This is a genomic window from Allobosea sp. Root670, from assembly GCF_001429415.1.
Lineage (GTDB): Bacteria > Pseudomonadota > Alphaproteobacteria > Rhizobiales > Beijerinckiaceae > Allobosea > Allobosea robiniae.
On sequence record NZ_LMJU01000017.1, the window covers coordinates 527,291 to 553,433 of the forward strand.

At 66.9% G+C, this 26,143-nt stretch carries 25 protein-coding genes and 1 pseudogene; 11 read left to right on the forward strand and 15 right to left on the reverse strand.

Annotated elements, in window-relative coordinates:
- Positions 1-111 precede the first annotated feature (111 nt).
- Positions 112-297 (forward strand): 50S ribosomal protein L32, encoded by a 186-nt coding sequence (gene rpmF, locus ASE61_RS20535; protein ID WP_047582212.1) that lies wholly within the window; start codon positions 112-114, stop codon positions 295-297.
- An 85-nt stretch (positions 298-382) separates the two neighbouring features.
- On the opposite strand, the gene ASE61_RS20540 is transcribed toward rpmF, so the two are convergent.
- Complete coding sequence (locus ASE61_RS20540; protein ID WP_061970041.1) at positions 383-595, reverse strand: hypothetical protein; 213 nt, start codon at positions 593-595, stop codon at positions 383-385.
- A gap of 172 nt (positions 596-767) precedes the next feature.
- Here ASE61_RS20540 and ASE61_RS20545 point away from each other — a divergent pair, with 172 nt between their 5' ends.
- The gene (locus ASE61_RS20545) at positions 768-2,459 is read left to right on the forward strand and encodes an EAL domain-containing protein (RefSeq protein ID WP_061970043.1); all 1,692 of its coding nucleotides are present in this window, start codon (positions 768-770) and stop codon (positions 2,457-2,459) included.
- A gap of 91 nt (positions 2,460-2,550) precedes the next feature.
- On the opposite strand, the gene ASE61_RS20550 is transcribed toward ASE61_RS20545, so the two are convergent.
- Positions 2,551-2,931, reverse strand: coding sequence for a hypothetical protein (locus ASE61_RS20550; protein WP_061970045.1), 381 nt, complete (start codon positions 2,929-2,931; stop codon positions 2,551-2,553).
- A gap of 130 nt (positions 2,932-3,061) precedes the next feature.
- A complete protein-coding gene (gene phaR, locus ASE61_RS20555) occupies positions 3,062-3,664 on the reverse strand; it encodes a polyhydroxyalkanoate synthesis repressor PhaR (protein ID WP_061970046.1) in 603 nt (200 codons plus the stop codon).
- A 307-nt stretch (positions 3,665-3,971) separates the two neighbouring features.
- Between phaR and ASE61_RS20560 the strand changes: the two genes are divergently transcribed.
- Genes ASE61_RS20560 through phbB form a run of 3 tightly spaced genes read left to right on the forward strand, consistent with a single transcriptional unit; the run spans position 3,972 to position 6,153 of the window.
- Positions 3,972-5,150, forward strand: coding sequence for an acetyl-CoA C-acetyltransferase (locus tag ASE61_RS20560; protein WP_061970048.1), 1,179 nt, complete (start codon positions 3,972-3,974; stop codon positions 5,148-5,150).
- 19 nt (positions 5,151-5,169) lie between these two features.
- Positions 5,170-5,385 (forward strand): DUF1737 domain-containing protein, encoded by a 216-nt coding sequence (locus ASE61_RS20565; protein ID WP_061970050.1) that lies wholly within the window; start codon positions 5,170-5,172, stop codon positions 5,383-5,385.
- A gap of 42 nt (positions 5,386-5,427) precedes the next feature.
- The gene (phbB, locus tag ASE61_RS20570) at positions 5,428-6,153 is read left to right on the forward strand and encodes an acetoacetyl-CoA reductase (protein WP_061970051.1); all 726 of its coding nucleotides are present in this window, start codon (positions 5,428-5,430) and stop codon (positions 6,151-6,153) included.
- 70 nt (positions 6,154-6,223) lie between these two features.
- Here the strand turns inward: phbB and ASE61_RS20575 are convergent, their stop codons facing one another.
- Both ASE61_RS20575 and ASE61_RS20580 read right to left on the reverse strand, forming a co-directional pair.
- Entirely contained in the window at positions 6,224-7,462 is a 1,239-nt protein-coding gene (locus ASE61_RS20575) for an MFS transporter (RefSeq protein ID WP_061970053.1), read from the reverse strand.
- Between the two features lie 135 nt (positions 7,463-7,597).
- Positions 7,598-8,800: an MFS transporter gene (locus ASE61_RS20580; RefSeq protein WP_061970055.1), complete on the reverse strand. Its 1,203-nt coding sequence runs from the start codon at positions 8,798-8,800 to the stop codon at positions 7,598-7,600.
- 181 nt (positions 8,801-8,981) lie between these two features.
- On the opposite strand from ASE61_RS20580, the gene ASE61_RS20585 reads away from it, so the two are divergent.
- Positions 8,982-9,926, forward strand: a complete 945-nt coding sequence (locus ASE61_RS20585) for a DMT family transporter (protein WP_320409882.1) — start codon at positions 8,982-8,984, stop codon at positions 9,924-9,926.
- A 104-nt stretch (positions 9,927-10,030) separates the two neighbouring features.
- On the opposite strand, the gene ASE61_RS20590 is transcribed toward ASE61_RS20585, so the two are convergent.
- From ASE61_RS20590 to argH, 4 genes are all read right to left on the reverse strand, one after another.
- The gene (locus ASE61_RS20590; protein WP_061970057.1) at positions 10,031-12,748 is read right to left on the reverse strand and encodes a TIGR02302 family protein; all 2,718 of its coding nucleotides are present in this window, start codon (positions 12,746-12,748) and stop codon (positions 10,031-10,033) included.
- 135 nt (positions 12,749-12,883) lie between these two features.
- Positions 12,884-14,173 carry a diaminopimelate decarboxylase gene (lysA, locus tag ASE61_RS20595; RefSeq protein ID WP_061970059.1) on the reverse strand — a complete coding sequence of 430 codons (1,290 nt, stop codon included), beginning with the start codon at positions 14,171-14,173 and terminating at the stop codon, positions 12,884-12,886.
- Between the two features lie 147 nt (positions 14,174-14,320).
- Positions 14,321-14,584 carry an LPS translocon maturation chaperone LptM gene (gene lptM / locus ASE61_RS20600; protein WP_061970061.1) on the reverse strand — a complete coding sequence of 88 codons (264 nt, stop codon included), beginning with the start codon at positions 14,582-14,584 and terminating at the stop codon, positions 14,321-14,323.
- 151 nt (positions 14,585-14,735) lie between these two features.
- Entirely contained in the window at positions 14,736-16,118 is a 1,383-nt protein-coding gene (argH, locus tag ASE61_RS20605; RefSeq protein ID WP_061970062.1) for an argininosuccinate lyase, read from the reverse strand.
- A gap of 30 nt (positions 16,119-16,148) precedes the next feature.
- Here argH and tlpA point away from each other — a divergent pair, with 30 nt between their 5' ends.
- The 4 genes and pseudogenes from tlpA to ASE61_RS20625 all read left to right on the forward strand — a co-directional run bounded on the left by tlpA (position 16,149) and on the right by ASE61_RS20625 (position 19,601).
- Positions 16,149-16,778 (forward strand): thiol:disulfide interchange protein TlpA, encoded by a 630-nt coding sequence (tlpA, locus tag ASE61_RS20610; RefSeq protein ID WP_061970064.1) that lies wholly within the window; start codon positions 16,149-16,151, stop codon positions 16,776-16,778.
- Positions 16,779-16,821: 43 nt separating this feature from the next.
- Positions 16,822-18,552, forward strand: coding sequence for a carbamoyltransferase (locus ASE61_RS20615; RefSeq protein ID WP_061970066.1), 1,731 nt, complete (start codon positions 16,822-16,824; stop codon positions 18,550-18,552).
- Between the two features lie 105 nt (positions 18,553-18,657).
- Complete coding sequence (locus ASE61_RS20620; protein ID WP_061970067.1) at positions 18,658-18,906, forward strand: DUF1272 domain-containing protein; 249 nt, start codon at positions 18,658-18,660, stop codon at positions 18,904-18,906.
- 52 nt (positions 18,907-18,958) lie between these two features.
- Positions 18,959-19,601 (forward strand): annotated as a pseudogene (locus ASE61_RS20625) (glutathione S-transferase family protein).
- A 78-nt stretch (positions 19,602-19,679) separates the two neighbouring features.
- Here the strand turns inward: ASE61_RS20625 and grxD are convergent.
- The 6 genes from grxD to galU all read right to left on the reverse strand — a co-directional run bounded on the left by grxD (position 19,680) and on the right by galU (position 24,921).
- Complete coding sequence (gene grxD, locus ASE61_RS20630; protein ID WP_061970069.1) at positions 19,680-20,015, reverse strand: Grx4 family monothiol glutaredoxin; 336 nt, start codon at positions 20,013-20,015, stop codon at positions 19,680-19,682.
- 47 nt (positions 20,016-20,062) lie between these two features.
- On the reverse strand, positions 20,063-20,299 hold the full coding sequence (locus ASE61_RS20635) for a BolA family protein (RefSeq protein ID WP_061970071.1): 237 nt from the start codon (positions 20,297-20,299) through the stop codon (positions 20,063-20,065).
- Between the two features lie 12 nt (positions 20,300-20,311).
- Positions 20,312-22,570, reverse strand: a complete 2,259-nt coding sequence (purL, locus tag ASE61_RS20640; RefSeq protein ID WP_061970073.1) for a phosphoribosylformylglycinamidine synthase subunit PurL — start codon at positions 22,568-22,570, stop codon at positions 20,312-20,314.
- Between the two features lie 49 nt (positions 22,571-22,619).
- A complete protein-coding gene (locus ASE61_RS20645; protein ID WP_061970075.1) occupies positions 22,620-23,057 on the reverse strand; it encodes an acyl-CoA thioesterase in 438 nt (145 codons plus the stop codon).
- A complete protein-coding gene (locus ASE61_RS20650) occupies positions 23,054-23,941 on the reverse strand; it encodes a class I SAM-dependent methyltransferase (RefSeq protein ID WP_061970077.1) in 888 nt (295 codons plus the stop codon). Before ASE61_RS20650 ends, ASE61_RS20645 begins: the two co-directional genes overlap by 4 nt.
- 101 nt (positions 23,942-24,042) lie before the next feature.
- Positions 24,043-24,921 carry a UTP--glucose-1-phosphate uridylyltransferase GalU gene (galU, locus tag ASE61_RS20655; protein WP_061970079.1) on the reverse strand — a complete coding sequence of 293 codons (879 nt, stop codon included), beginning with the start codon at positions 24,919-24,921 and terminating at the stop codon, positions 24,043-24,045.
- A 169-nt stretch (positions 24,922-25,090) separates the two neighbouring features.
- Here galU and galE point away from each other — a divergent pair, with 169 nt between their 5' ends.
- Positions 25,091-26,083 (forward strand): UDP-glucose 4-epimerase GalE, encoded by a 993-nt coding sequence (gene galE, locus ASE61_RS20660; protein WP_061970081.1) that lies wholly within the window; start codon positions 25,091-25,093, stop codon positions 26,081-26,083.
- The last annotated feature ends 60 nt before the right edge of the window (positions 26,084-26,143 follow it).

Sequence of the window (26,143 nt, forward strand, 5' to 3'; positions counted from 1 at the left end):
CCATCATGGCCCCGACGGTGTAAGGCCAACGCCTCACGAGATTGATCCGTCGCTGTGACGGATGCGTGGCCTTGGGCCAGCGTCCGGGCGGTGGCATGATGGAGAAGTACAATGGCCGTTCCGAAGAGAAAGACGTCGCCGTCGAAGCGTGGCATGCGCCGCTCGGCCGACGCCCTGAAGCAGCCCACCTATATCGAGGACAAGAACTCGGGTGAACTGCGCCGTCCGCACCATGTCGACCTGAAGAGCGGCATGTATCGCGGCCGTCAGGTGCTGAAGGTCAAGACCGACGCCTGAGGCGTCCGGTTTTTCGGCACCGGCAGCGATGCCGGCTTGCTGCTGAACGTTTCAGAACCGGCCGCGAGGCCGGTTTTTCTTTGCCTTAGCCTCGGGCAGCCTGCAGGCGGGCGTTTCCGATTGGTGCGACAAGCCGCGCCGCCGCCCGGTAGCAGACCGCCGCCGATTGCGGGCTCGCCCGCCCGCGCCGGGCGAAGGGACCGATCTCCGCCCGCGCCGCAGCCGCCTGCAGGAGCACCAGCGCGGATGCGTTGGCATCGGTGGCATTCCGATCGGTCCGGCTTCCGGCCTCAGTCATGTATCACTCCGGCACAGACGAGTTGTGACGGAAGCCTCGTTGCAAGGGGGCGGCCAATCTTAACGCTGCGTTAAGCAAAAATACCGCATCGTTTCGAAGCACTTCCCATCACATGGACAGCGCGCCGAAGCACCGGAACGGAGCCGCGCAGCCGTCCGATCGAGGCCGAACGATGCCCTCCCCGCCGATCTTCAGCTTCCAGAACGGCGGCCCGGTTGATCCCCGCAGCATCCTCTCCTCGATCGGCGAAGTGGTCTATGGCTGGGATATCCAGAGCGACGCCCTGAGCTGGGGGCCGAATGCAGCCGAAGTCCTCGGCGCGCTTCCCGAACAGGCGATGCAGCGCGGCCTTGCCTTCGCTGGCCTCGTCGAGCCCGGTAGCGGGCCCAGCCGCTACGACGCGATCTTTTGCTCCAGCGAGCATGACGGTGGCGACGGCGTCATCTATCGCACCCGCTATGCGATCGATCTCGCCGGCCGCAAGATGTGGGCTGAGGATACCGGCCGCTGGTTCGCCGGCAGCGACGGCTATCCGGCGAGCGCGCGCGGCGTGCTCCGACTCGAACGCGCCGCCCGGACCGACGAACTCGAGCAGTTCGGCAGCGAGCTCTGCGACCGGCCCGCTCTGGTCGAGCGCATCGGCATGGCCCTGCAGGAGCATCTTCCGGCGGAGCGGCCGGTCGTCGTCCTCGTCGCCGCCATCGACGAACTCGCCCGCCTGAACGACGATTTCGGCCATGAGGCCACCGACGAGATCATCGTCACCGTGCATGAGCGCCTGCGCTCGGTGACGCGCCGGCGCGACCATCTCGTCCGCTATGCCGGCAACAGCTTCGCGATTCTGCTGGTCGGCTGCCCGCCCGAGCAGGTCGAGCCCGCCGCCCGCCGCTTCATCAAGGTCGTCGCGCAATCGGCGATCGAAACCAGCCGCGGCATCGCCCTGGTGCGGCTGCGCGTCGGTGCCGCCAGCGCGCCCGAGCTCGGCAGCCACGGCGGCGCGCTGCTGGCCGCAGCGGAAGGGGCGCTGGCCAGCGCCCGCGCCGGGGCCGTCGACACCGCCGTGATGGCCAGGCCGCAGCAGCGGCGCAGCCCCGGCACCGAGCAGACCGGCTTCGACGTGCAGGCCATCGCCGCCCTGAACGAACGCCGCGTGCGCCTGGCGCTGCAGCCGATCGTCAGGACGGCCTCGCGCGAAATCGCCTTCCACGAAGCGCTGCTGCGCGTCGGCCAGGGCGATACCGGCCTCTACTTCGCCTCGGCCGAGCTCATCCCGATGCTGGAGCGGCGCGGGCTCGTGCGACTGTTCGACCAGCGCGTGCTGGAACTCGCGATCGAGATGCTCGGCGCCGATCCGAAGCTCACCCTCTCGGTGAACGTCTCGCCGCGTTCCCTCAACGACCCCGAATGGTTCGACGCCTTCATCGCCTGCACCGGCGCCGCCCGGGACAAGGCTTCGCGCCTGATCGTCGAGGTCACGGAAACCTCGACGATCGACAATCCCGCCCGCATCGCCAAACTGCTGCGACGGATCAAGGAGCAGGGCGCGCGCATCGCCATCGATGATTTCGGCGCCGGCCACACCTCGCTGCGGCATCTGCGCGCCTTCCCGATCGACATCCTCAAGATCGACGGCGCCTTCACCCAGAACCTGCGCCGTTCGACCGACGACCGCTTCTATGTTCGCACGCTGGTCGAGCTCGCCGGCCATCTCGGCGTCGAGACGGTGGCCGAATGGGTCGACGACGAGATGCAGGCGAGCATGCTGCGCGACTGGGGCGTCACCTATCTGCAGGGCCATCTCGTCGGCCGTGCCGAAGTGGCCGAGCCGTTGCAGGTTGCACCTCGCCGGCTGGCGGCCGGCTGAGGCAGGCGGCGTTTTGAGCGCGATTCCGGCGCTGAGCTAGATGACCGCTTCCGACCCATAGCGGACTTGAGCAAGTGATGCGCGAATGCCGTTAGAGCCAGCTCCTTCTAGGCGGCAGCTCCGCCATAGCTAAACTGTTCTCATTCCGTTCCGTGACTGCGATGACGTTCGCCGCTCCAAAGGGAAGTTCGGTCCCCGACCAAAGCTCATCATTTTCAGCGATCTCGGTCGGGTCATTGTCGAGAATGCCGACATAGCCGCTCTCATTTCGAGCGGTTACGAGTACCCACATCCGCTCTACAACGACGCGGTCCCCAACCGCGATTTCAAACATCAGCTTTGCGAAATCGCCGGCCCGCAATCCTTCCCGCTCTAGCCGCGTGGGGATTGAGAAGGTTGCCGGGGCCCATCGATGGTGTTCTTTGCCATCAAGTAGTTGCCAGCCGTCGATCGCCATTGAGGGGAAGCGCATGCCCCATCCTAGCGCTAAACCGAATGTCCGCTAGCGAACCAATCAAGACACTCGCGGTAACGATTCTCAGCCCAACAAAAAACCGCGCCCTCGTCTCCCGAGAGCGCGGCTCAAAATCGTCAAGCTATCCTCAGCGCGAGCGCGACAGCTTGTCCAGGCGTTCGCGCATCTCGTTGAGCTCGCGCTTGAGATCGCCGAGATCGCCGCTGCCTGCTTCCGCCGCGGGCTTCGCGCCGGCGGCTGCTTCCTGCTTGGCCTGCGCCACCGCGGTGAACGGGTTGAACAGCCGGAAGGCTTCCTGGAAGATCTGCATGTTCGCCCGCGTCTGCGCCTGGATGGCGTCGAGCGCGTTGCCGCTGAAGGCCGTTCCGCCGAAGGCCTTGGTCATCTGCTCGCGGAACTTGCTCTGCTCCTGCGTGAAGTTCTCCATCGAGAATTCCAGGTAGCGCGGCACCAGCGCCTGCATGCTGTCGCCGTACAGGCGGATGAGCTGGCGCAGGAAGGCGATCGGCAGCAGGTTCTGCCCGTCCTTGGCTTCCTCGTCGAAGATGATCTGCGCCAGCACCGAGCGAGTGATGTCCTCGCCTGACTTGGCGTCATAGACGACGAAATCCTCGCCCGAGCGCACGAGCCCGGCGAGATCCTCCAGGGTCACATAAGAGCTGGTGCCCGTATGATAGAGACGCCGGTTGGCGTATTTCTTGATGACGGTCGGTTCTTTGTCGCTGGCCATCGGTCCTGCTTGACGTTGATCCGCGGCCGCCAGTGGTTCCGGCGTGCTCGGCGAAACGGTCTCCCATGACGCGACGATAGCCTGTCGGTGCTGCACCGCAAGCTCTTTGAGCGGGCGCTGCAAAAAACCACCGAAGGCCCTGCAACCACAGCGATAGCCCCTCCCTTGCGTCACCTCGGTGAAGATGCCTCGGTCGATTTAGCCTCTCGCCTGTCTTGACGGCGTCGCGGCAGGCTTCGAAGGTGGCGGGGAACGGTTGGGCCGGCGGGAGCGGTGCAGCCGCAACAACAAAGCGAGGATACCTCTCATGGCAGATTCGGATATCGTGATCGTCGGTGCGGCCCGCACTGCGGTCGGCGCCTTCAGCGGCGCTTTTGCCAACACTCCCGCCCATGATCTCGGCGCCGTCGCGATCAAGGAAGCCTTGCGCCGCGCCAAGGTCGAAGCGGCCGAGGTCGACGAGGTCGTGCTCGGCCAGGTGCTCGCCGCCGGCCAGGGCCAGAACCCCGCCCGCCAAGCCGCGATGGCCGCCGGCATCCCGCAGGAGAAGACCGCCTGGGGCCTCAACCAGCTCTGCGGCTCGGGCCTGCGCACCGTCGCCATCGGCCTGCAGCAGATCGCCAATGGCGATGCCGACATCATCGTCGCCGGCGGCATGGAGTCGATGTCGCTTGCCCCGCACGCCGCCTATATGCGCGCCGGCACCAAGATGGGCGACGTCAAGTTCACCGACACGATGATCAAGGACGGCCTCTGGGACGCCTTCCACGGCTATCACATGGGCACCACCGCCGAGAACGTCGCGACCAAGTACCAGATCAGCCGCGAGGAGCAGGACCGCTTCGCCGTCGCCTCGCAGAACAAGGCCGAGGCCGCCCAGAAGGCCGGCCGGTTCAAGGACGAGATCGCGCCGGTCACCATCTCGACCCGCAAGGGCGACATCGTCGTCGACAGCGACGAGTATCCGCGCCACGGCGCCACGGTCGAGGCCATGGCCAAGCTCCGGCCCGCCTTCTCGAAGGACGGCACGGTGACCGCCGGCAATGCCTCGGGCCTCAATGACGGCGCCGCCGCGCTGGTCATTATGACCGCCAAGGAAGCGGCCCGCCGCGGCCTCACTCCGCTCGCCCGCATCGCCTCCTGGGCGACGGCCGGCGTCGACCCGCAGATCATGGGCACCGGCCCGATCCCCTCGACCCGCAAGGCGCTCGAGAAGGCCGGCTGGAAGGTCGGCGATCTTGATCTCGTCGAGGCCAACGAGGCCTTCGCGGCGCAGGCCCTGGCGGTCAACAAGGACCTCGGCTGGAACCCTGATATCGTCAACGTCAATGGCGGCGCGATCGCGATCGGCCATCCGATCGGCGCGTCCGGCGCCCGCGTGCTGGTGACGCTGCTGCACGAGATGGCCAAGCGCGACGCCAAGAAGGGCCTCGCCACGCTCTGCATCGGCGGCGGCATGGGCGTCGCCATGGCCGTGGAGCGCTGAGACAAGCGCCTCACAGCCCATGGCGAAGCGCACGACGCTCTACCGCTATCTCACCGGCCCCGATGACGCCTCCTTCTGTCATCGGGTCTCCGAAGCGCTGAGCCTCGGCTGGTCGCTCTACGGCCAGCCCACCCTGACCTTCGACGCGGTCAAGGGCCGGGTCATCTGTGGCCAGGCCATCATCAAGGACGTGGACGCAGCCTACGCGCCCACCCTGAAACTATCTGAACAATAACGGCGAAACGCCGCAGGGATCATCTGAAAGGGAGACTGGCCTATGGCGAAGGTGGCATTGGTTACGGGTGGCTCGCGCGGCATCGGCGCGGCGATCTCGAAGGGTCTGAAGGCGGCCGGCTACAGCGTCGCGGCGAGCTATGCCGGCAATGACGAGGCCGCGGCCAAATTCACCGCCGAGACCGGTATCAAGACCTATAAATGGGACGTCTCGGACTATGATTCCTGCGTCGCCGGAATCGCCAAGGTCGAGGCCGATCTCGGGCCGGTCGATATCCTGGTCAACAATGCTGGCATCACCCGCGACGGCATGTTCCACAAGATGACCAAGGAGCAGTGGGACGCGGTGATCAACACCAACCTGAACTCGCTGTTCAACATGACCCGCCCGGTCTGGGAAGGCATGCGCGCCCGCAAGTTCGGCCGCGTCATCTGCATCTCCTCGATCAACGGCCAGAAGGGCCAGATGGGGCAGGTCAACTACTCCGCCGCCAAGGCCGGCGATATCGGCTTCGTCAAGGCTCTGGCCCAGGAAGGCGCGCGCGCCGGCATCACGGTGAATGCGATCTGCCCCGGCTATATCGCGACCGAGATGGTCAAGGCGATCGACCCGGCGGTGATCGAGAAGTCGATCCTGCCGCATATCCCGGTCGGCCGCCTTGGCGAGCCCGAGGAGATCGCACGGGCCGTGGTGTTCCTGGCGGGTGACGATGCCGGCTTCATCACCGGCTCGACCCTTTCCGCCAATGGCGGCCAGTACATGGCCTGAGCGCGCCAGTCACACCCTATCGAGCATTTGGGACCGCCGCCCGGCAACGGGCGGCGGTCCTGCTTTTCGGTCAGGCCATGGCGGGACGGGGCGTGCCGTCGAGCTCCGTCGCCTCGGGCGTCTGCGTGATCCCGGGATTGAGCGGGTCGATGACTTCGAAGGGCCGCTCGACCTTGTCCGGCGCCTCGCGCATCCGCATCCGCAGGCCAGCGAAGGCCGCGAGCACGAGCGCGATCGCCGCCATGAAATAGAGCAGCCCGTCGATGTCGAAGCGCGCCATGATGCCCGCACCGACCAGAGGCCCGAGCGCCGAGCCGAAGCCGCTGACCAGGATCAATCGTCCGCTGACCGCAACCACCCGGTCGGCCGGCATCCGGTCGAGCGCATGGGCGACGCAGACCGGATAGAGCGTCGACATGAAGCCGCCGAGCAGCGCCGCCACCGGCAGCACCGCGAGGAGCGAGCGCGGCATCGCCACCAGCAGGATCACGGCCACCGCATAGCCGACCGCCAACCCCGCCAGCACGAGGCGGCGGTCATTGCGATCAGACAGGCGCCCGACCGGCACCTGGAAGGCGAGCCCGCCCAGCACCGCGACCAGCATGAACAGTGCGATCGTCTGCTGCGGCGCGCCGTTGCTGAGCATCCAGGCCGGCACCAGCGCGTAGAAGGCACTGGTCACGATGCCGCTGACCACGCAGCCGACGACCGAGATCGGCGCCTGCCGGGAGAGCTCGCCGTAGCGCAGCTTCGCCTCAGGCTTGAGGCCAGGCGCTTCCGCCCGCGTCGTGCTGACCATGACCAGAGCCAGCGCGAAGAGCGCGATGACGACCTGGAACGCCCCCGCCGCCTGGATCGTGAGCCCGGCCACCGCAAGCTGGCCGATCGCCAGCGCCACGAAGGTCCCGACCATATAGGTCGAGAAGATGCGGCCGCGTTGGTCCGGCATCGCCTTGGCGTTGAGCCAGCTCTCCGTCGTCACGAAGAGCCCGACGCAGCCGATGCCGATCACCATCCGGCAGGCCGCCCAGACCAGTGCCGAGGTCCAGAGCGGCATCAGCGCGGTCGCGACCACGACCAGCCCGGCGAAGGCCGTATAGGCGCGAATATGGCCGACGCGCTGGATCACCCCGCCGCTCGACACCGCGCCGATGGTGAAGCCGACGAAATAGGCGCTGAGCACGATGCCGGTCGCAGCCGGGCCGAAATCCTCGAGCGTCAGCCGCAACGACAGGAACGTATTGAAGAAGCCGTTCGCGAGCTGCACCAGACTCGTTGCGGCGATCAGCGTTCCAATCTGAACCAGCATCAGCCAACCTCTGCAGCGGCCGGTCAGCACCCGGCCGGGGAGTGGCCAGCGCTAGCGCGTGAATGTGGGTTCAATGCGTCAGGGCCGCCGGCTGTCGTCGGCGGCCCGGATATAAGCGACGAAAAGCCGTCCCGCTCAGCTCTGCCGGCCGCCCTTCGGCAGCAGGAAGGTCAGCAGGCCGAAGGCCGGCAGCCAGGCGCAGATCTTGAACACCTCGATGATGCCGATCTTGTCGGCGAGCAGGCCGATGCCGGCCGCAGCGACGCCCCCGAGCCCGAAGGACAGTCCGTAGAACAGCCCGCCGACGAGGCCGACCCGGTGCGGCACCAGGTCGATCGCGTAGATCAGGATCGCCGAGAAGGCGCTCGACATGATGAAGGACACGACGATGCTGAGCACGCCGGTCCAGAACAGGTCGGCATGGGGCAGCATCAGCGCGAAGGGCAGCGAACCCAGGATCGACAGCCAGATCACCCGGTCGCGGCCGATCCGGTCGCCGATCATGCCGCCGACGATCACGCCGATGGCGCCGACGACGAGGTAGAGGAACAGCATGATCTGCGAGAGCTGGATCTCGATGCCGAAGCGCTCGATCAGGTAGAAGGTGTAATAGGAGGTGAAGGCCGCCGTGTAGCCGTTCTTCGAGATCAGCAGCATGACCAGCACCGCCATCGCCAGCAGGACGCGCCCATGCGGCAGGCCGTGGCTGGCGCTTTCCTCGACATGGGCCGAGGACGATTTCTGCTCGCGCCGCATCGCGGAATAGCGCGCGCCGAGCCAGCCCATCACCAGCATCGCCACCAGCACCACGCCGGAGAACCAGGACAGGCTCTCCTGCCCGCGCGGCATCACCACCGCCGCCGCCAGCAGCGGGCCGACGGAATAGCCGATATGGCCGCCGACCTGGAACACGCCCTGCGCCAGGCCCTGACGGCCGGCCGCGGCATGGCGCGCCATCCGCGTCGCCTCCGGATGGAACACGGCCGAGCCAAGTCCGATCAGGCCCGCCGCGAGCAGAACCATGGCGTAGCTATGGGCGAAGGAGAGCATCAGGAGGCCCGCCAGCGTCGAGCACATGCCGGCGACCATCGCATAGGGCCAGGGCTTGCGGTCGGTGACGAAGCCGAGGATCGGCTGCAGCAGCGAAGACGTGACCTGGAAGGCGAGCGTGATCAGGCCGATCTGCACGAAATCGAGCTGATAGTTCTCCTTGAACAGCGGATAGAGCGCCGGGATCATCGACTGGACGAGATCGTTCAGCAGATGCGCGACGCTGAGCGCCGCCAGAACCGGCATCAGCGGACGGCGAGCGACGGATTGCAGCGGGATCGTGGTCATAAAACAGGCAATGAGCCGCCTTTTGCGTGCGGTCAACGGGGCAGAAAGCATGACGCCCATGGCCGCGAGGCTGAGTTGCGGTGCAACATGCACCCGTCATGCTCAGGCTTGACCCCAGCATCTCATGCCGGAGGGGGCTGCGGCGCGTCCCTGTCCCGAGATTCTCGGGTCAAGCCCGAGCATGTCTCCTGGCAGGAACGAAGCGATCCCCATCGGCAAGCCCTGTGAAACCTGCTATCGCCGCGCGATCTTCACATCCGGCCCCGTCATGACCGCCCGCACCGCGACCCTCATCGGCTTCTGCGCCATCCTGCTCTGGTCGACGCTGGCGCTGTTCACGGCGATGTCGGGGCGTGTCCCGCCGTTCCAGCTCGTCGCCATGACTTTCATCATCGGCGGCCTGCTGATCCTCGCGATCACGGCTTTGCGCGGGCAGCTCTCGCGCATCCGCCCGACGCCGGCCTCCTTCGCGCTCGGGCTCTACGGCCCGTTCGGCGACACCGCGCTCTATTATGCCGCAGTGAAGACCGCCCCGCCGGCCGAGGCGAACCTGATCCACTACCTCTGGCCGCTGCTGATCGTACTCTTCGCGGCGCTGCTGCCGGGCGGCGCGCTCAAGCCGCGCCACCTCGTCGGCGCGCTGATCGGGCTGGTGGCCACCGGCCTCCTCGTCTCGGGCGGCCTCGGAGCCGGCGGCGGACTGGCACTCGGCCATGTGCTGGCAGCGCTCGGCGCCTTCGTCTGGGCGAGCTATTCGGTGGCCTCGCGCCGCTTTGCCAATGTCCCCTCGGAGAGCTTGTGCATCACCGTGCTCGGCTGCGCCGTGCCGGCGCTGGCTTGCCATCTCGCCTTCGAGAGCACGCTCTGGTCGCTGACACCCGTGGAATGGGGCGGCGTGCTCGGCCTCGGCCTCGGCTCGATCGGGCTCGCCTTCGTCGTCTGGGATATCGGCATGAAGCAGGGAGACGTCGCCCTGCTCGGCGTCGCCTCCTATGCCGCGCCGGTGCTCTCGACGCTGATCCTCGTGCTGTTCGGCTATGCCCCGGCGAGCTGGCTGCTCGCGGCATCCTGCGCGCTGATCGTCGTGGGGGCACTGGTGGCGAGCGGCGGTGGGCGGAAGACCTAGGACCAGAGCGTCATTCTCGGGCTTGACCCGAGAATCTCGCAACGAGAAGGCTCGCATTTCCGAGATGCTCGCCACGAGAGCGAGCATGACGGCCTTGCGCTCGCTCAGTTCCGCCTGAGCAACCGCTCCAGATAGTCCAGCTCTTCCGTCGGCCTCAAGGGATCACCGAGCCGCTTGCGCAGCTCTTCCAGGATGCGCCGCGCCCGCTGGGTCGCGCTCTCGTCGGCGCCGGGCACCTTGACCCGGCCATCGGCCCAGTCGCGCTGGCGCTGCGGCCGGCCGAGCGGGTCCTCGCTGCCGCGCTGCTGCGCCGAAGGCCGACCCTGCTGGCGCCCGTCGGGCTCGCCATAGGCTTGCCCCTCGCCTTCGCCCTCGCCGGGCTGGCCCTGCATCTGCTGGGCGAGATTCTGGCCCCCCTTGCGCAGGGCTTCGAGCGCGCGGCCCTGCGCATCGAGGGCACCTTCGCCCTGGCCCTGGCCGAGCTGCCCTTCCGCCTCGCGCATCGCGTCCTCGGCCTCGTCGAGCTCGCCATTCTGCGGCGCGCCCATGCCGCGCATCCGGCGCTGGAGGTCCTGCAGGCGCTCGCGCAGGGCTTGCTGGCGCTGCGACAGGCCCTGCCCCTGACCGTTCTGGCCCTGCATGCCCTCGCCGCCTTCGCCGTCCTCACCCTGGTCGCCGGGCTGCTGCCCCGGCTGCTGGCCGCGTTGCCCCTGTTGACCGCGCTGCCCCTGCTGGCCCTGCTGGCGCTGGCCCGGGCGCGCCTGCTGCTGGCCGGGGCGCTGGCCGCGCTGGGTCTGGCCCTGTCCCTGCTGCCGGCGCTGTTCGTTCTGATAGGTCTCGTCGCGCAGGTTCTGCTGATCGCGCGTCATCCGGTCGAGATCGCCGAGCGCCTGGTTCATCTCGCGCTGGCGGGGGTCCTGCTGGCCCGGGCGCGCCATCTGGAGATTGTTGAGCATCCGGTTGAGCTCTTCCATCAGGCGCTGCGCCTCGGCCATGTCGCCGCGCTTCGAGAGTTCCTCGATGCGGTCGAGCATGTTCTGCAGGTCGCGCGGCGTCACCGTGCGGAAATTCTCGGGCAGGCGGGCCTGGTCGCGATCGCCGTTCTGCTGTTGCTGGCGCATCATCTGCTCGGCGAGCTGGCGCATGAAATTGTCCATGGCCCGGCGCATCTCGTCGGTGAGCTTCTTGATCTCCTCCTCGGAGGCACCGCGTTCCAATGCCTGCTGCAGGTTCTCCTGTGCCTGCCGCAGCGCCCGCTCGGCATCGGACATGTCGCCGTCCTCGAGCTGGAGCGCCATCGCCCACATCAGCTCCGAGACCTCGCGCAATTCGTCGTCGCTGCCGGACCGGCGCAGGCGCTCGGTCAGCATGCGCATGCCGAGATAGATTCCGGGCTCCTTCATGAAGAGGCCGGGTTCGATCATCAGCGCGTCCATCGCGAGCTGCACCTTGGAGCGGTCCTCGACATCCATGACGAGCTTGCGGCGCTGCTCGACCAGCGCCTTGGCCAGCGGCTTGGTGAAGGTGCGCTGCGGCAGCACGACCTCGAGCGGCTCGCTGCGGCCTTCCTGCCCGGCTTCGTCCTTGGCGATCAGCACCATCCTGACCTTGGCGCCGGCCCAGGGATGGGCAGAGAAATCGACCGCGCTCTTGTTCTCCTCCTCGCCCGAGGCGGAGGACGGCACGGCGAGGTTCTGCTTCGGCGGCTCGACCAGCGAGCGCCCGCCCTTGGCCACGTCCGGACGCGAGACATTCACCTCGATCGAGGCGATGCCGTAATCGTCCCTGGCCTTGTAGGTGATGCCCAATCCCCCGGACTGCGCCCCGGTGACAGGCTTCGGCGGGTCGGTGAAGGCGACGGTCGGCGGCTGGTCCGGGACCGAGGTGATATTGAGCACCGTGCCGGGCGCGCCGCTGCCGGTGAGCTTCAGCGTGCCGTTGCCGGCGAGCGTGAAGCGCTTCTCCAGCACGGCCTGCTGCGGCCCGACCGGTTGAGCGGGCTTGGCCTGAGCATCCTTGCCTTCGCCGTCCTTCGCCTCCGGCTTGATCAGGTCGAGCCGGCCGGTGGTGGCCACATCCATATTGGTCTTGCCGGCGATGCGCACGACGATGACCGATTTCTCGGGCGCGCTCAGATGCGGGCTCGCCAGCTTGGCGAAATCGATCAGGATCGGCGGCAGGCGCGTATAGGCGGGCGGATCGATCCAGGCGTCGATCCGGGTCGAGGCAGCGATCGCGGAGGGGCCCTTCCAGTCGAAAGCGGCGGAAAGGCGCTGCGTGAGTTCGGGCCCGGCGACGAAGAAGCCGGTGATGGCGGCGAGCAGCGGCACGGCGCGCAGCGCCCGCCTGTCGTGGCCTGCCATGCGCGGCTGCGGCGGCTCGACGCGCAACGCCGCGACCTGCCGGCTCTGGCGCTCGACATGCAGCTTCCACAGGGCCTGCGAGACTGGATCGGCCGAGCCGATCGCCAAGCTGTCCTCCAGCGACGAGGCCGGGCGATGGCCATCGACGAAGGACCGGTCGAGCCGGGTCAATGCATCGCGATGCGTCGGCAGGACAAGGCGGGCGACATGCCAGAGGCTGGCGGCGAAAGTCCCTGCGAAGGCGAGAACGCCGACGATCCGGCCATACCAGGGCAGATGCGTCCACAGGCCGAACCAGGAGACCGCGAGGAAAGCGAGCACGACGCCGAGCGGCAGCCAAAGTCGCGGCCATAGCCGCTCCCAGCCGAGCGAGACGCGCGAGGCCAGCGCGAGACGGGAGAGCCGCTGGCGGATGCCGTCGATCGTGTCGGGCGCCTTGCGGCGCTCTGCCTCGCTCATGCCATCGCTCCGGGCAGCCCCCATTCCTGTCTGAACTCGCCTGACCAAATCAGGCTAGCATGGGAATGTGGCATTGCCAGTGCGAAGACCCGCCAACGCACAGCGCTCCGCCTTTCGTGAACGGAGCGGAACCGATCAGGCAAACCAGCCCGGCAGCTTGTCCGTGCCGATGAGCTCCTCATAGCTCTGGCGCGGCCGCGTGACGGCATACTGGTCGTCCTTGACCATGACCTCGGCGACCAGCAGGCGCTGGTTATAGGTCGAGGACATCGAAGCGCCGTAGGCGCCGGCCGTCATGAAGGCGATGAGGTCGTTCTGGCGCAGCTGCGGCAGGTTGCGCCCGGTCGTGAAGGTATCGCCCGATTCACAAATCGGCCCGACGACGTCATAGGCAGCCTCGGGCCCGCCGATCACCGGCTCCGTCACCGGCCAGATCTCGTGATAGGCCTCGTACATCGCCGGCCGGACGAGGTCGTTCATGGCGGCGTCGACGACCAGGAACTGCTTGGTCGGGCGCGGATTGAGATGCAGCACCCGCGTCAGCAGGATGCCGGCATTGCCGACGATCAGGCGGCCGGGCTCGAAGCCGAGCTCGACATCGAGCCCCTTGGTCACCTTGGCGACCATCGCGGCATAGGCCTCGATCAGTCCCGGTCCGTAATCGAACGTCCTCGGGATGTCGTAGGGAATGCCGAGCCCGCCGCCGAGATCGAGCCGATCGACCCGGTGGCCCTCGCCCTTCAGGTCGCCGACCAGCGCAACCATCTTGGAATAGGCCGCCTCGAAGGCGTCGATCTCGCCGATCTGGCTGCCGATATGGACGGCAAGGCCCATGATCCGGACGCCTTCCATATTGGCCGCGCGCGCATAGAGCCGACCGACCTCCTCGAAGGAGACGCCGAACTTGTTCTCGGACGAACCGGTCGTGATCTTGGCATGGCCGCCGGCGCCGATATCGGGATTGACCCGGAACACCGCCTCCTGCCGCTTGCCGAGCGACGCCGCGACCTTGGAGAGCAGGTCGAGCTCGCTCTCGCTCTCGATGTTGACCTGGTAGAGCCCGGCCTCGACCGCGAAGCGCAGTTCCTGCTCGCTCTTGCCGACGCCGGAGAACACGATCTTCTCGGGCGGAATGCCGGCGGCCAGCGCCTTGCGAACCTCGCCTTCCGAGACGGTGTCGATGCCGGCGCCGAGTGCGCCCAGCGTCCTCAGCACGCCGAGATTGCCGTTCGCCTTCATGGCGTAGAAGACATGGGTCTTGCCGGCCGGCGCGGTCGTCTTCATCGCCGCCTCGAACAGCTTGTAATGCCGCTCGATCGTCGCGCTCGAATAGACATAAACCGGCGTGCCGACCTCAGTCGCGATGCGCTGGAGATCGACCCCCTCGGCATGGAGCGAGCCGTCGCGATAGGCGAAATGATGCATGGGATAAGCTCGCAGTAAGGGAAAGGCGGGTCCGCAGGCGTCATTCTCGGGCGAAGCGAAGCGGAGACCCGAGAATCTCGTCCAGGAGATGCCCGGGTCAAGCCCGAGCATGACGCGTGATGTGGGATATCCCGACGGCGTCGGCCGTCACATCAGCGGATCGAGGACGAAAGGCTTGTTCGGGATGACGATCGCCTTGTTGGTCTTGGCCGGTTTCGCCAGGACCGAGGCCGAGCCCAGGGAGGCGGGATCGTTCTCCTTGGCGCCGATCTGGTCGTCCGGCAGGTCGATGGCGCCGGTCGCATTGGGCGGCGCCTCCAGCGGCCCCTTGCGCCCGCAGGCGCCGAGCGCAACGGCCAGCAGACCGACGACCAGCAAGGTGCGGCCGAGTTTCAGGCGGGAATCAAGCACGAAAACGAACCCTCGGGGCAAAACGTGGCGGGACCTTAGCGGAGGATGCGGCGGAGCGCGAGACTTGCCTAGGCGTCATTCTCGGGCAAGCGCAGCGCCGACCCGAGAATCTCTCGCAGGAGATGCTCGGGTCAAGCCCGAGGATGACGCCCTACTTGGAGAGCTGCTTCAGCCAGCGACGGGCCTGCTTGCGGACATTGGCCGGGGCCGTGCCGCCATAGCTGACCCGGCTCTTCACCGACTGGTCGACGCCGAGCACGGCGAAGACGGCCTCGGTGATGGCAGGCTCCACGCCTTGCATCTCGGCCAGTGAGAGCTTCTCCAGCCCGACCTTCTTCTCCGAGGCGATGCCGACGAGGCGACCGGTGACGTGATGCGCGTCGCGGAACGGCATCTTGAGGACCCGCACCAGCCAGTCGGCGAGATCGGTCGCCGTGGCGTAGCCGAGGCCGGCGGCCTTCTTCATCACCTTGAGATCGGGCTGCATGTCGCGGACCATGCCGGCGGTGGCGGCAAGGCACAGCGACAGCGTCTGCAGCGCGTCGAACGTGCCTTCCTTGTCCTCCTGCATGTCCTTCGAATAGGTCAGCGGCAGGCCCTTCATCATCGTCAGCAAGCCCTGGAGCGCGCCGAAGACGCGGCCCGCCTTGCCGCGCACCAGCTCGGCCGCGTCGGGATTGCGCTTCTGCGGCATGATCGACGACCCCGTCGAGAAGGCGTCGGAGAGCCGCACGAAGCCGAATTGCGGCGTCGACCACAGCACGATCTCCTCGGCGAAACGCGAGAGATGCATCGCGCAGATCGAGGCCGCCGAGAGCGTCTCCAGCACGAAATCGCGATCCGAGACCGAATCGAGCGAGTTCGCCGTCGGCCGGTCGAAGCCGAGCGCCTTCGCCGTCATGTGACGGTCGATCGGGAAGGAGGTGCCGGCGAGCGCGGCCGCACCGAGCGGGCATTCGTTGAGGCGGGCGCGGGCGTCGCGGATGCGGCTGCGGTCGCGGCCGAGCATCTCGACATAGGCGAGCAGATGATGGCCGAAGGTGACCGGCTGCGCCGACTGCAGATGGGTGAAGCCCGGCATCACCGCGCCGGCATAGGTGTCGGCCTTCTCAGCCAGCGCAAGCTGGAGATCGGCCATCTGGCCATCGATCTCGTCGAGCGTGTCGCGCACCCAGAGCCGCATGTCGGTCGCGACCTGGTCGTTGCGCGAGCGAGCCGTGTGCAGGCGGCCGGCAGCGAGGCCGATCTTGTCCTTGAGGTTCGACTCGATGTTCATGTGGACGTCTTCGAGCGCCCGCGAGAACGTGAAGGCGCCACTCTCGATCTCGCCCTCGACCTTTTTCAGGCCGGCAGTGATCGTCGCGACATCCTCCTTAGTCAGGATGCCGGTCTCGGCCAGCATGGCCGCATGCGCCAGCGAACCGCGGATATCCTGGCGCCAGAGTTTCTTGTCGAAATCGATGGAGGCATTGATCTCCTCCATGATGACGCCTGGACCTGTGGCGAAACGCCCACCCCACATGCGATTGCTCACGACGGTCTTTCCTGCTTTTGAGGACGCATAATGACGTCTGGAAAAAAGATCGGACTGGCCCTCGGGGTCGTCGCGGCGCTCGGCCTCGCTGGCGTAGCCGCCTTCTACTCCGTCCGGGGCGATGCCGGCAACGGATCATGCAGCGCCGCAAGCGCGGCGGCCGAGCGCATGAAGCCGCTGGTCAAGGGCGAGGTCGCGGCGGTCGAGCTGCGTGCGCGCCCGCAGCCGGCGCCTGCACTCGCCTTCACCGGGCCGGATGGGCAGCCGATGACGCTGGCAGCGTTCAAAGGCAAGACGCTGCTGGTCAATCTCTGGGCGACCTGGTGCGCGCCCTGCCTGAAGGAAATGCCGGCGCTCGACGCGCTCCAGAAGGAGATGGGCGGGCCGGATTTCGCGGTGGTCGCGATCAATATCGACACCCGCAATCTCGACAAGCCGAAGGCCTGGCTCGCCGACAACAAGGTCACCACCCTGCCCTTCTACGGCGATCCGCAGGCCGCAACCTTCCAGGCGCTGCGCGCCGCGCACAAGGTCGAGGGCATGCCGGTCAGCATCATCGTCGACAAGGCGGGCTGCGAGCTCGGCATCATCCAGGGCCCGGCCGATTGGGCGAGCGCCGATTCGAAGGCGCTGATGAAAGCCGCCATCGGCAAGCCCTGAGCGATTTGGCTTCCCGGGTCCGGGAGGTTATTGGCTTTCGGCCATGAGCTACACGATCGGCCTGGCCACCACCTTCCACGATCCCGCCATTGCGATCATCGGCCCCGATGGCGAGGTGCTCTTCGCCGAGGCGACCGAGCGCTACCTGCAATACAAGCGCGCGCCGAACTGCGAGCCCGATTCGGCGCCGCGCATGGAAGGCCTGCTGAAGCGCTACATCCCTGAAGATGCCGAGGTCCGCATCGCCACGAGCTGGGGCGAGGATTTCACCGGCTTCCTCGACCAGATGGCCCGCGCCGGCTCCTTCACGCTCGACGCCCTGCTCAAGCTCTCGCCCGAACTCAACCGCTCTCTGGTGCCGGAGCGCACCGAGCGCGCGCTGATCGCCTCGCTTCATGCGGCGCAGCAGCGCGCCGGCATGGGCGTCCTGCTCGGGCTCGACCGCGCCTATGGCAAGGCCAATGTCACCGGCCTCACGCGCTACGGCCACCATCTCAGCCACGCGGCCTATGCCTGCTGGTCCTCGCCCTTCGACAATGCCGCCTGCCTCGTCGTCGACGGCATGGGCGAGACCGGCGCCTCCGCCATCTTCGCGCTGGAGAACGGCAGGCTCCGCGAGGTGAAGCGCCATCGCGGCCGGGAATCGATCGGCTTCTATTTCGGGCTCGTCACCGATCTCGCCGGCTTCGACCAGGCCAAGGGCGAGGAATGGAAGATCATGGGGCTGGCCCCCTATGGCAAGACCGACCCGGAGCTGATGGCGCTGCTACGCAAGCTCTACAGCATCGAAGGCCATAAGCTCTCCTTCGCCAAGGCCGATGTGGTGCAGGCTGTCGCCGCCGAGATCCTGGCCAAGCGTCCGGCGGACGCGCTCGACCAGGGTTGGGCCGATCTCGCCCGCTGCGGGCAGGACGTCTTCGCCGAGATGATGGAAGCCCTGCTGGCTGAGGCCGCGGCGCTGGTCCCGAGCGAAAACCTCGTCATGGCCGGCGGCTGCGCGCTGAATTCCTCCTTCAACGGCAAGATCGCCGGCCGCCACGGCTTCAAGACCGTCTTCGTGCCCTCGGCCCCTGCGGATGACGGCAACGCGATCGGCGCAGCCTGGCTGGCGCACGCGGAGGCCAATCCGGACTGGCGCGCGCCGAAGGGACCCCTTTCCCCCTATCTCGGTTCGACCGTCTCGACCGAGCCCTTCGAGCGCATGCAGCTTTGGGAGAAGCGCCTGCGCAAGCTCGCTCCCGACGAGATCGCTCCGGTCACCGCCAAGCTCCTGACAGAAGGCAAGCTGATCGGCTGGGTGCAGGGCCGCGCCGAGTTCGGGCCGCGCGCGCTCGGCAATCGCTCGATCATCGCCGATCCGCGCCCGGCCGACGCCAAGGACATCCTCAACGCCAAGGTGAAGTATCGCGAGGCCTTCCGCCCCTTCGCGCCCTCGATCCTGGCCGAGCATGCCACCGACTGGTTCGAGAACTATCAGGACGCGCCCTATATGGAGCGCACCCTGGTCTGGAAGGAAGCGGTGCGCGAGCGCGTCCCAGCCGTCGTCCATGAGGACGGGACCGGCCGTCTCCAGAGCGTCACGGCTGAGCGCAATCCGCGCTATCACGCGCTGATCTCGGCCTTCCATGAGCTGACGGGTGTGCCGGTGGTCCTCAACACCTCCTTCAACATCATGGGCAAGCCGATCCTGCACACGGCGGAGGACGCGATCCTGATGTTCTATACGAGCGGGCTCGACGCGCTGGTGATCGAGGACCGGCTGCTGGTGAAGTAGCGGGCAGCCGATCGATCCGCCCCATTGATCGGTCGGATCACGCGAAATCGCTGGCCTCAGTCCGGTTTGCGGTCATTCTTCCGGCCATCGGAAGGAGACGACGCCATGCTGCAATTGCGCCCGAACTGCGAATGCTGCGACCGCGACCTGCCGCCGCAATCGCGCGACGCCCTGATCTGCACCTTCGAATGCACCTTCTGCGCCGATTGCGTCGAGACCCGCTTTGCGGGCACCTGCCCGAATTGCGGCGGCGACCTCGTGCGCCGGCCGATCAGGCCGGAGCGGATGCTGGAGAAATACCCGGCCTCGACCGAACGCGTCCGCAAGCCGCACCCGCAATGCGCGGCGGCTTGAATCTGCCCCGAACGCATCCAGCGGGATCAATCGAGCAGCCAGGGAACACGCGATGACGCTCATGCCTGTCGTCTATGGTGCGCCCTACAGCGTCTATGTCCGCGCGGTTCGGCTGGCACTGGAGGAAAAGGGCGTAGCCTACCGGCTCGATCCGGTCGATGTCTTCGCCGAGAACGGGCCGCCGGCTTCCCTGCTGGAGCGACAGCCGTTCGGCCGCATCCCCGCCTTCGAGCATGATGGCTTCCGGCTTTACGAAGCCAGTGCCATCGAACGCTATGTCGATGAGGCGTTCCCCGGGGCCTGCCCTGCAGCCTTCTGCGCCGCGCGAGCGTGCCCGCGTCAATCAGCTGACGAGCATCCTCGATTCCTACGCCTATCGCACGCTGGTCTGGGACATCTATGTGGAGCGCGTCTCCGCCCCCAAGCAGGGACGCGCGCCGGACGAGGCGCGAATTCAGGCCGCCCTGCCCAAGGCGCAGCTATGCCTGCGCGCGATCAGCGACCTGATGGATGGCGGCCCTTATCTCGCCGGCGAGGCGCTGACGCTGGCCGATCTTCATGCCGCGCCGATCTTCGCCTATTTCACGCTGGCGTCTGAGGCCGAGGCGCTGCTTGCCGAGCAGCCCGCCATCAAAGCCTGGTGGGCGAGCATGGTGCAGCGGCCCGCTATGCAGGCCACCGCCTTTCCCGCCTAGGCGGTTTCGTCACAGAGATCGCCAAAGCCACCAGTTGCCCGCTTGCGACGCGGGCAGATGGGCCGTGGAGACGAGTCTTCAGCTCGCCTGCTTCACCGCGATGCCCTTCTCTTCGAAGAGCTGCTGCAATTCGCCGGCCTGGAACATCTCGCGGGTGATGTCGCAGCCGCCGACGAACTCGCCCTTGACGTAGAGCTGCGGAATCGTCGGCCAGTTCGAGAAGGCCTTGATGCCCTCGCGGATTTCCTGGTCCTCGAGCACGTTCACGCCCTTATAGGGCACGCCGATATAGCCGAGGATCTGCGCGACCTGGCCGGAGAAGCCGCACATCGGGAATTGCGGCGTGCCCTTCATGAAGAGCACCACGTCGTTGTTCTTCACTTCCGCTTCGATGCGGGCATTGACGTCGGACATCGTCTCGTCTCCTGAAGCGGGTTCAAGGCCCGCCGGATGGTCTTGTTCTAATCTTGGGGAACGCTGGTCGTCAGCGCAAGGGCGTGCAGCACGCCGCCCATATTCCCCTGGAGCGCGGCATAGACCATCTGGTGCTGCTGCACCCGGGTCTTGCCCTTGAAGGCGGCCGAGACGACGGTCGCGGCATAGTGGTCGCCGTCGCCGGCCAGATCCTTGATCTCGATCGCCGCATCCGGCAGCGCCGCCTTGATCATGCGTTCGATCTCGTGCGCGTCCATCGCCATGGGTCGAACTCCTCAGGCCGCCTTGCCGGCCATGTAGGACGGCAGCCAGTCTTCATGGATCTTGCGGAGATCGGCGATCGCCAGCGCCGGCTCGCCCGGAAGGGCAAGCGCCGCGCCGCCCGTCTTGCCGATGGCGAGCGCCGGCACGCCGGCAGCCTTCGCCGCCGCGATCACCGCATCGGCCTCGGCCGCCGGGACGGCCAGGACATAGCGCGCCTGATCCTCGCCGAAGAGCGCGGCATGGGCGGGGCCGGCCGGCAGCGTCTCGATCACCGCGCCGATGCCCTTGGCCATCGCCATCTCGGCGAGCGCAACCGCAAGCCCGCCATCCGACAGGTCGTGGCAGGTCGAAACCTTGCCGCCCGCGATCAGCCCGCGCACGAAATCGCCGTTGCGGCGCTCGATTGCGAGATCGACCGGCGGCGGAGCGCCCTCCTCACGGCCGCAGATTGTCGCGAGATAGGCGCTCTGGCCGAGCCAGCCGGCGGTCTCGCCGATCAGGATGATCGCCTCGCCCTCGGCCTTGAAGGCGACCGTCGCATGCTTGGTCACATCGGCCATGACGCCGACGGCGCCGATGGTCGGGGTCGGCAGGATCGAGACGCCGTTGGTCTCGTTGTAGAGCGAGACGTTGCCGGAGACGACCGGGAAGTCGAGTGCCTTGCAGGCCTCGCCGATGCCACGGACGCAGCCGACGAGCTGGCCCATGACTTCCGGCTTCTCGGGGTTGCCGAAGTTCAGGTTGTCGGTGACGGCGAGCGGCGTAGCACCCGTCGCGGTCAGGTTGCGCCAGGCTTCCGCCACCGCCTGCTTGCCGCCCTCGAACGGATCCGCCTCGCAATAGCGCGGCGTCACGTCGGCGGTCATGGCAAGGCCCCGCGGCCCGTCCTCGATGCGGATCACGCCGGCATCGCCGCCCGGCGTCACCGCCGAATTGCCGAGGATCAGCGTGTCGTACTGCTCCCAGATCCAGCGCTTGGACGAGAGGTCCGGCGAGCCGATCAGCGTCTTCAACGCCTCGGCATTGCCGCAAGGCGCGGCGACGCTCTCGGCCGCGATGCGCTGCTGCGGCACGGTCTCGATCCAGGGCCGGTCGTATTCCGGAGCCTCGTCGCCGAGCTCCTTGATCGGCAGGTCGGCCATGACCTCGCCCTGGTGCTTCACGACGAAGCGGAGCGTGTCGGTGGTGTGGCCGATGACGGCGAAGTCGAGGCCCCATTTCCTGAAGATCGCCTCGGCGGCGTCCTCATGGCCGGGCTTGATCACCATGAGCATGCGCTCCTGGCTCTCCGACAGCATCATCTCATAGGCGCTCATGCCCTCCTCGCGGCAGGGCACCTTGTCGAGATCGAGCTCGACGCCGAGATCGCCCTTGGCCCCCATCTCGACGGCCGAGCAGGTCAGGCCGGCGGCGCCCATGTCCTGGATCGCGTCGACATGGCCCGCGGCCATGATCTCGAGGCAGGCTTCGAGCAGGAGCTTCTCGGCGAAGGGGTCGCCGACCTGCACGGTCGGGCGCTTCTCCTCCGACTTGTCGTCGAATTCGGCCGAGGCCATGGTCGCGCCGTGGATGCCGTCGCGACCGGTCTTCGAACCGAGATAGACGATCGCCTTACCGACGCCGGAAGCCTTGGCGTAGAAGATCTCGTCGGCCTGGGCGATGCCGACCGCCATCGCGTTGACGAGGATGTTGCCGTCATAGCGCGAGTGGAATCCGGTCGCGCCGCCGACATTCGGCACGCCGAAGGAATTGCCATAACCGCCGATGCCGGCGACGACGCCGGAGACGAGATGCCGGGTCTTCGGATGATCCGGCGAGCCGAAGCGCAAAGCGTCGAGCACGGCAATCGGGCGGGCGCCCATCGTGAAGACGTCGCGCAGGATGCCGCCGACGCCCGTCGTCGCGCCCTGATAGGGCTCGATGAAGGACGGGTGGTTGTGACTCTCCATCTTGAAGACGATGGCGGTGCCCTCGCCGATATCGATGACGCCGGCATTCTCGCCCGGGCCCTGGATCACCCAGGGTGCCTTGGTCGGCAGCGTCTTCAGATGGATTTTCGAGGACTTGTAGGAGCAGTGCTCGTTCCACATCGCCGAGACGATGCCGAGTTCCGTGATCGTCGGCTCGCGGCCAATCAGATGCAGGAAACGCTGGTACTCGTCCGGCTTCAGGCCGTGCTCGGCGACGAGCTGCGGGGTGATCTTGATGTCGTTCGGAATCACGGGCTCAGGGTTCCTGGCGGGTCCGGCGAAAGGGGTTGGCAGGGGCATAGCCTGCCTCAGGCCGCGAGACAACATTCCCCGGCGCAGCCGGCCCTTTTCAGCTCTGGATGACCGCCAAGGCAGCCTTGAGCGGCGTCGGGATCGGCACGGGCTTCTGGCTCGCGCGCTCAACATAGACATGGGTGAAGCGCCCTTGCGCCGCCGCCTGATCGCCGCCCTGCCGGAAGATACCGATCCGATAGGTGACAGAGCTGTTGCCAAGGCGCTCGACCGCGATCCCCGCCTCCACCGTCTCCGGAAAGGCGACGCTCTCGAAATAGGTGCAGCCGGTTTCGACCACGAGCCCGACGACCTCGCTGCCGGCAAGGTCGAGGAAGCCGTTCTCGATCAGCCAGGCATTCACCGCCGTATCGAACCAGCCATAATAGACGACATTGTTGACGTGGCCGAAGGCGTCATTGTCGTGCCAGCGCGTCGGAATGGCGCGGAAGACGCGGAAATCGGCGCGGGTCAGGCGGGGCTGCCGCTCGCTCATCCCTGGCCTCCCGGCTTCTCGCCCGCCTTGATCTCCGGCACGCCGAGCGCATCGGCCAGCCGCGCCTTGGCCGAGCCGGGCTTCAATGGCTTCTGCTGGCTCTCATGCGGCGCCCAGCCGGAGACCCAGACGAATTCGAAGGTCGCGGGCAAACGCCCGTCCGGATCGGCGAAGCGCTCGGCATAGAGCGCAGCCGCGCGCAGCAAGGTCTCGCGCCTGAACGGCGTCTTGCGCCGGGCGACGAGCGCATTGGCCCAGCCCAGGGCGCGCAGATCGCGGAACAGCCCGAAGGCGTCGCGATAGCGCACCGTCACGATCTCGCTGTCGACGACGGGCAGCGCGAAACCGGCCCGCTGCAACAGGCTTCCGAGGTCACGCAGATCGGCGAAGGGGGCCACGCGCGGGCTGACCCCGCCCATCGTCTCGCTCTCGGCTTCGAGCAGCGCCTGCCTGAGTTCCTGCAAGCTCCGCCCGCCGAGCAGGCAGCCCATGAACAAGCCATCGGGCCGCAGCGCCCGCTTGATCTGGATGAGCGCGCCCGGCAGGTCGTTGACCCCATGCAACGCTAGCAGCGAGACGGCGAGGTCGAGCGAACCGGCGGCGAAGGGCAGGCGTTCGAGATCGCCGACGAGATCGGCCGGCGCGCCTTCCGCCTCCGCCATGCGCAGCAGCCGCCCGGCCCGGCCGGCAAGCACCGGCGCAACCACCGGCAGGGCCGTACCGAGATCGGCCGCGACCGCGAATTCCCGCAGCACCGCGCCGAGCCGATCCCCCAGATCATCTGCCGCACGTTGCAGCAGGAAATCCGGATAGTCGCCGGCAAGCGCGCGCCTCAGCCGCTTGCGGCCAAGTGCCCGGTCGAAGACGAGACTCTGGTCACTCAACTTTGCACCGTCAGCAAGACACAAGCCCTCGTCCTTGGAGACGCCATTCCTATTCGGATTGACGCCTCAGGACGAGGGCTGAGTTGAACGAGTCTTGTCGCTCAGCGGTCGAGCAGCTTGGCGATCTCTTCGCGCAGTTGCGGACCGAGATCGCCGCGGTCGAGCGCATAGGCGACATTCGCCGCGAGGAAGCCGATCTTCGAGCCGGCATCGTAGATCTCGCCGTCGAAGCGCACCGCGTAGAACGGCTCCTGGCGCGACAGCGCGACCATCGAATCGGTCAGCTGGATCTCGCCGCCGGCGCCCTTCTCCTGATTGGCGAGCAGGTTGAAGATCGTCGGCTGCAGGATGTAGCGCCCGGAGACATGCAGGTTGGACGGCGCCGTGCCCTTCGGCGGCTTCTCGACCATGCCGGTGATCTTCGAGACCTTGGCCTTGGCGTCCTGGACGGCGACGATGCCGTATTGATGGGTCTGATCCTCAGGCACGGGCGCAACGGCGATATGGTTGCCGCCATGCTGGTCATAGGCCTCGATCATCTCGGCGAGGCAGCCCTTGCCCTGGCTGTAATGCAGCATGTCCGGCAACAGCAGCGCGAAAGGCTCGTCGCCGACGATCTCACGCGCGCACCAGACGGCGTGGCCGAGGCCGAGCGGAGCCTGCTGGCGGGTGAAGCTGGTCGCACCCGCAGCCGGCAGATCGTGCTTCAGCGCCTCCAGCTCCTTCGTCTTGTTGCGCTTGGCCAGCGTGTCGTCGAGCTCGTAGGCCAGGTCGAAATGATCCTCGATCACTGCCTTGTTGCGGCCGGTGACGAAGATGAAATGCTCGATGCCGGCGGCGCGCGCCTCGTCCACGACATGTTGCACGACCGGGCGGTCGACGATGGTCAGCATCTCCTTCGGGATCGCCTTGGTGGCGGGCAGGAAGCGGGTGCCGAGACCAGCGACAGGAAGAACGGCCTTGCGGATGCGTTTCGTCATGCAAAATCCATTGGGCGCGATAGCCTTGCCGAAGCCAGGCAATGATGGGAACGGCCGTACAACTGTCATGGTTGCGGGCCATCAGGCGGTATTAGCCAACAGGCCTTGAGAAGCCGTCAACGGTTTTTCGATAAAGGCGGTTCCTGACGAAGATGAGGCGAGAAACACGATGGCGGTATTGGTTTCCGGCGGCGCCGGCTACATCGGCAGCCATATGGTCCTGGAATTGCTGGATCGCGGCGAGAAGGTCGTGGTGCTCGACAATCTCTCCACCGGCTTCTGGTGGGCGGTGCCGCCCGAGGCGATCTTCGTTCAGGGCGATATCGGCAACCAGGAGCTGGTCGAGGGCCTGATCGGCGAATATGAGATCACGGAGATTGCGCATTTCGCCGCCAGGATCGTCGTCCCCGAATCCGTCACCGATCCACTGGGCTATTATTTCAACAATACGGTGAAGACCCGCGGACTGATCGAAAGCGCTGCGCGCAAGGGCGTGAAACACGTCATCTTCTCCTCCACCGCCGCCGTCTATGGCGAGCCGCCGGTCTCGCCGGTGCCGGAAGAGATCGCGCTCAACCCGATCAACCCCTATGGCCGCTCCAAGCTGATGAGCGAGTGGATGCTGCAGGACGCCGCCAAGGCGCATGGTTTCAGCTATGTCGCGCTGCGCTATTTCAATGTCGCCGGCGCCGATCCGAAGGGCCGCTCCGGCCAGTCCTCGCCGAACGCCACCCATCTCATCAAGGTCGCGAGCCAGGCGGCGCTCGGCCAGCGCGACGGCCTGACCGTCTTCGGCACCGACTATGCGACACCGGACGGCACCTGCGTGCGCGACTATATCCACGTCACCGATCTCGCCCGCGCCCATCTCGCCGCGCTCGACCATCTGCGCGGCGGCGGGGCGAGCCTGACATTGAACTGCGGCTATGGCCGTGGCTATTCGGTCAAGGAGGTCGTCGAGGTCGTGAAGAAGGTCTCCGGGGTCGATTTTCCCGTGACGCTGGCGGAGCGCCGGCCGGGCGATCCGGCTTCGCTGATCGCCCGCGCCGACCGCATCCGCGCCGAGCTCGGCTGGCAGCCCGCGCATGACGACCTCGAGGAGATCGTCGGCCAGGCGCTCGCCTGGGAGGAGAAGCTCAGGACGAAGAACGCCACGGCGTGAGAAGTCGGAACATCCACACCCGTCATTGCGAGCGCAGCGAAGCAATCCGGAGGCGACAGA

Bases quoted from the DNA above. Each gene is read 5' to 3' on its own strand.
- ASE61_RS20580 (WP_061970055.1), bottom strand. From the start codon at position 8,800: ATGACCACGATCCCGCTGCAATCCGTCGCTCGCCGTCCGCTGATGCCG.
- ASE61_RS20565 (WP_061970050.1), top strand. From the start codon at position 5,170: ATGGCGAAGCGCACGACGCTCTACCGCTATCTCACCGGCCCCGATGAC.
- ASE61_RS20585 (WP_320409882.1), top strand. From the start codon at position 8,982: ATGTCTCCTGGCAGGAACGAAGCGATCCCCATCGGCAAGCCCTGTGAA.
- ASE61_RS20615 (WP_061970066.1), top strand. From the start codon at position 16,822: ATGAGCTACACGATCGGCCTGGCCACCACCTTCCACGATCCCGCCATT.
- ASE61_RS20540 (WP_061970041.1), bottom strand. From the start codon at position 595: ATGACTGAGGCCGGAAGCCGGACCGATCGGAATGCCACCGATGCCAAC.
- phaR (WP_061970046.1), bottom strand. From the start codon at position 3,664: ATGGCCAGCGACAAAGAACCGACCGTCATCAAGAAATACGCCAACCGG.
- galU (WP_061970079.1), bottom strand. From the start codon at position 24,921: ATGACGAAACGCATCCGCAAGGCCGTTCTTCCTGTCGCTGGTCTCGGC.
- ASE61_RS20590 (WP_061970057.1), bottom strand. From the start codon at position 12,748: ATGAGCGAGGCAGAGCGCCGCAAGGCGCCCGACACGATCGACGGCATC.
- ASE61_RS20545 (WP_061970043.1), top strand. From the start codon at position 768: ATGCCCTCCCCGCCGATCTTCAGCTTCCAGAACGGCGGCCCGGTTGAT.
- ASE61_RS20645 (WP_061970075.1), bottom strand. From the start codon at position 23,057: ATGAGCGAGCGGCAGCCCCGCCTGACCCGCGCCGATTTCCGCGTCTTC.
- ASE61_RS20560 (WP_061970048.1), top strand. From the start codon at position 3,972: ATGGCAGATTCGGATATCGTGATCGTCGGTGCGGCCCGCACTGCGGTC.
- grxD (WP_061970069.1), bottom strand. From the start codon at position 20,015: ATGTCCGACGTCAATGCCCGCATCGAAGCGGAAGTGAAGAACAACGAC.
- ASE61_RS20620 (WP_061970067.1), top strand. From the start codon at position 18,658: ATGCTGCAATTGCGCCCGAACTGCGAATGCTGCGACCGCGACCTGCCG.
- purL (WP_061970073.1), bottom strand. From the start codon at position 22,570: ATGCCCCTGCCAACCCCTTTCGCCGGACCCGCCAGGAACCCTGAGCCC.
- ASE61_RS20575 (WP_061970053.1), bottom strand. From the start codon at position 7,462: ATGCTGGTTCAGATTGGAACGCTGATCGCCGCAACGAGTCTGGTGCAG.
- galE (WP_061970081.1), top strand. From the start codon at position 25,091: ATGGCGGTATTGGTTTCCGGCGGCGCCGGCTACATCGGCAGCCATATG.
- tlpA (WP_061970064.1), top strand. From the start codon at position 16,149: ATGACGTCTGGAAAAAAGATCGGACTGGCCCTCGGGGTCGTCGCGGCG.
- ASE61_RS20550 (WP_061970045.1), bottom strand. From the start codon at position 2,931: ATGCGCTTCCCCTCAATGGCGATCGACGGCTGGCAACTACTTGATGGC.
- lysA (WP_061970059.1), bottom strand. From the start codon at position 14,173: ATGCATCATTTCGCCTATCGCGACGGCTCGCTCCATGCCGAGGGGGTC.
- rpmF (WP_047582212.1), top strand. From the start codon at position 112: ATGGCCGTTCCGAAGAGAAAGACGTCGCCGTCGAAGCGTGGCATGCGC.
- ASE61_RS20635 (WP_061970071.1), bottom strand. From the start codon at position 20,299: ATGGCGATGGACGCGCACGAGATCGAACGCATGATCAAGGCGGCGCTG.
- phbB (WP_061970051.1), top strand. From the start codon at position 5,428: ATGGCGAAGGTGGCATTGGTTACGGGTGGCTCGCGCGGCATCGGCGCG.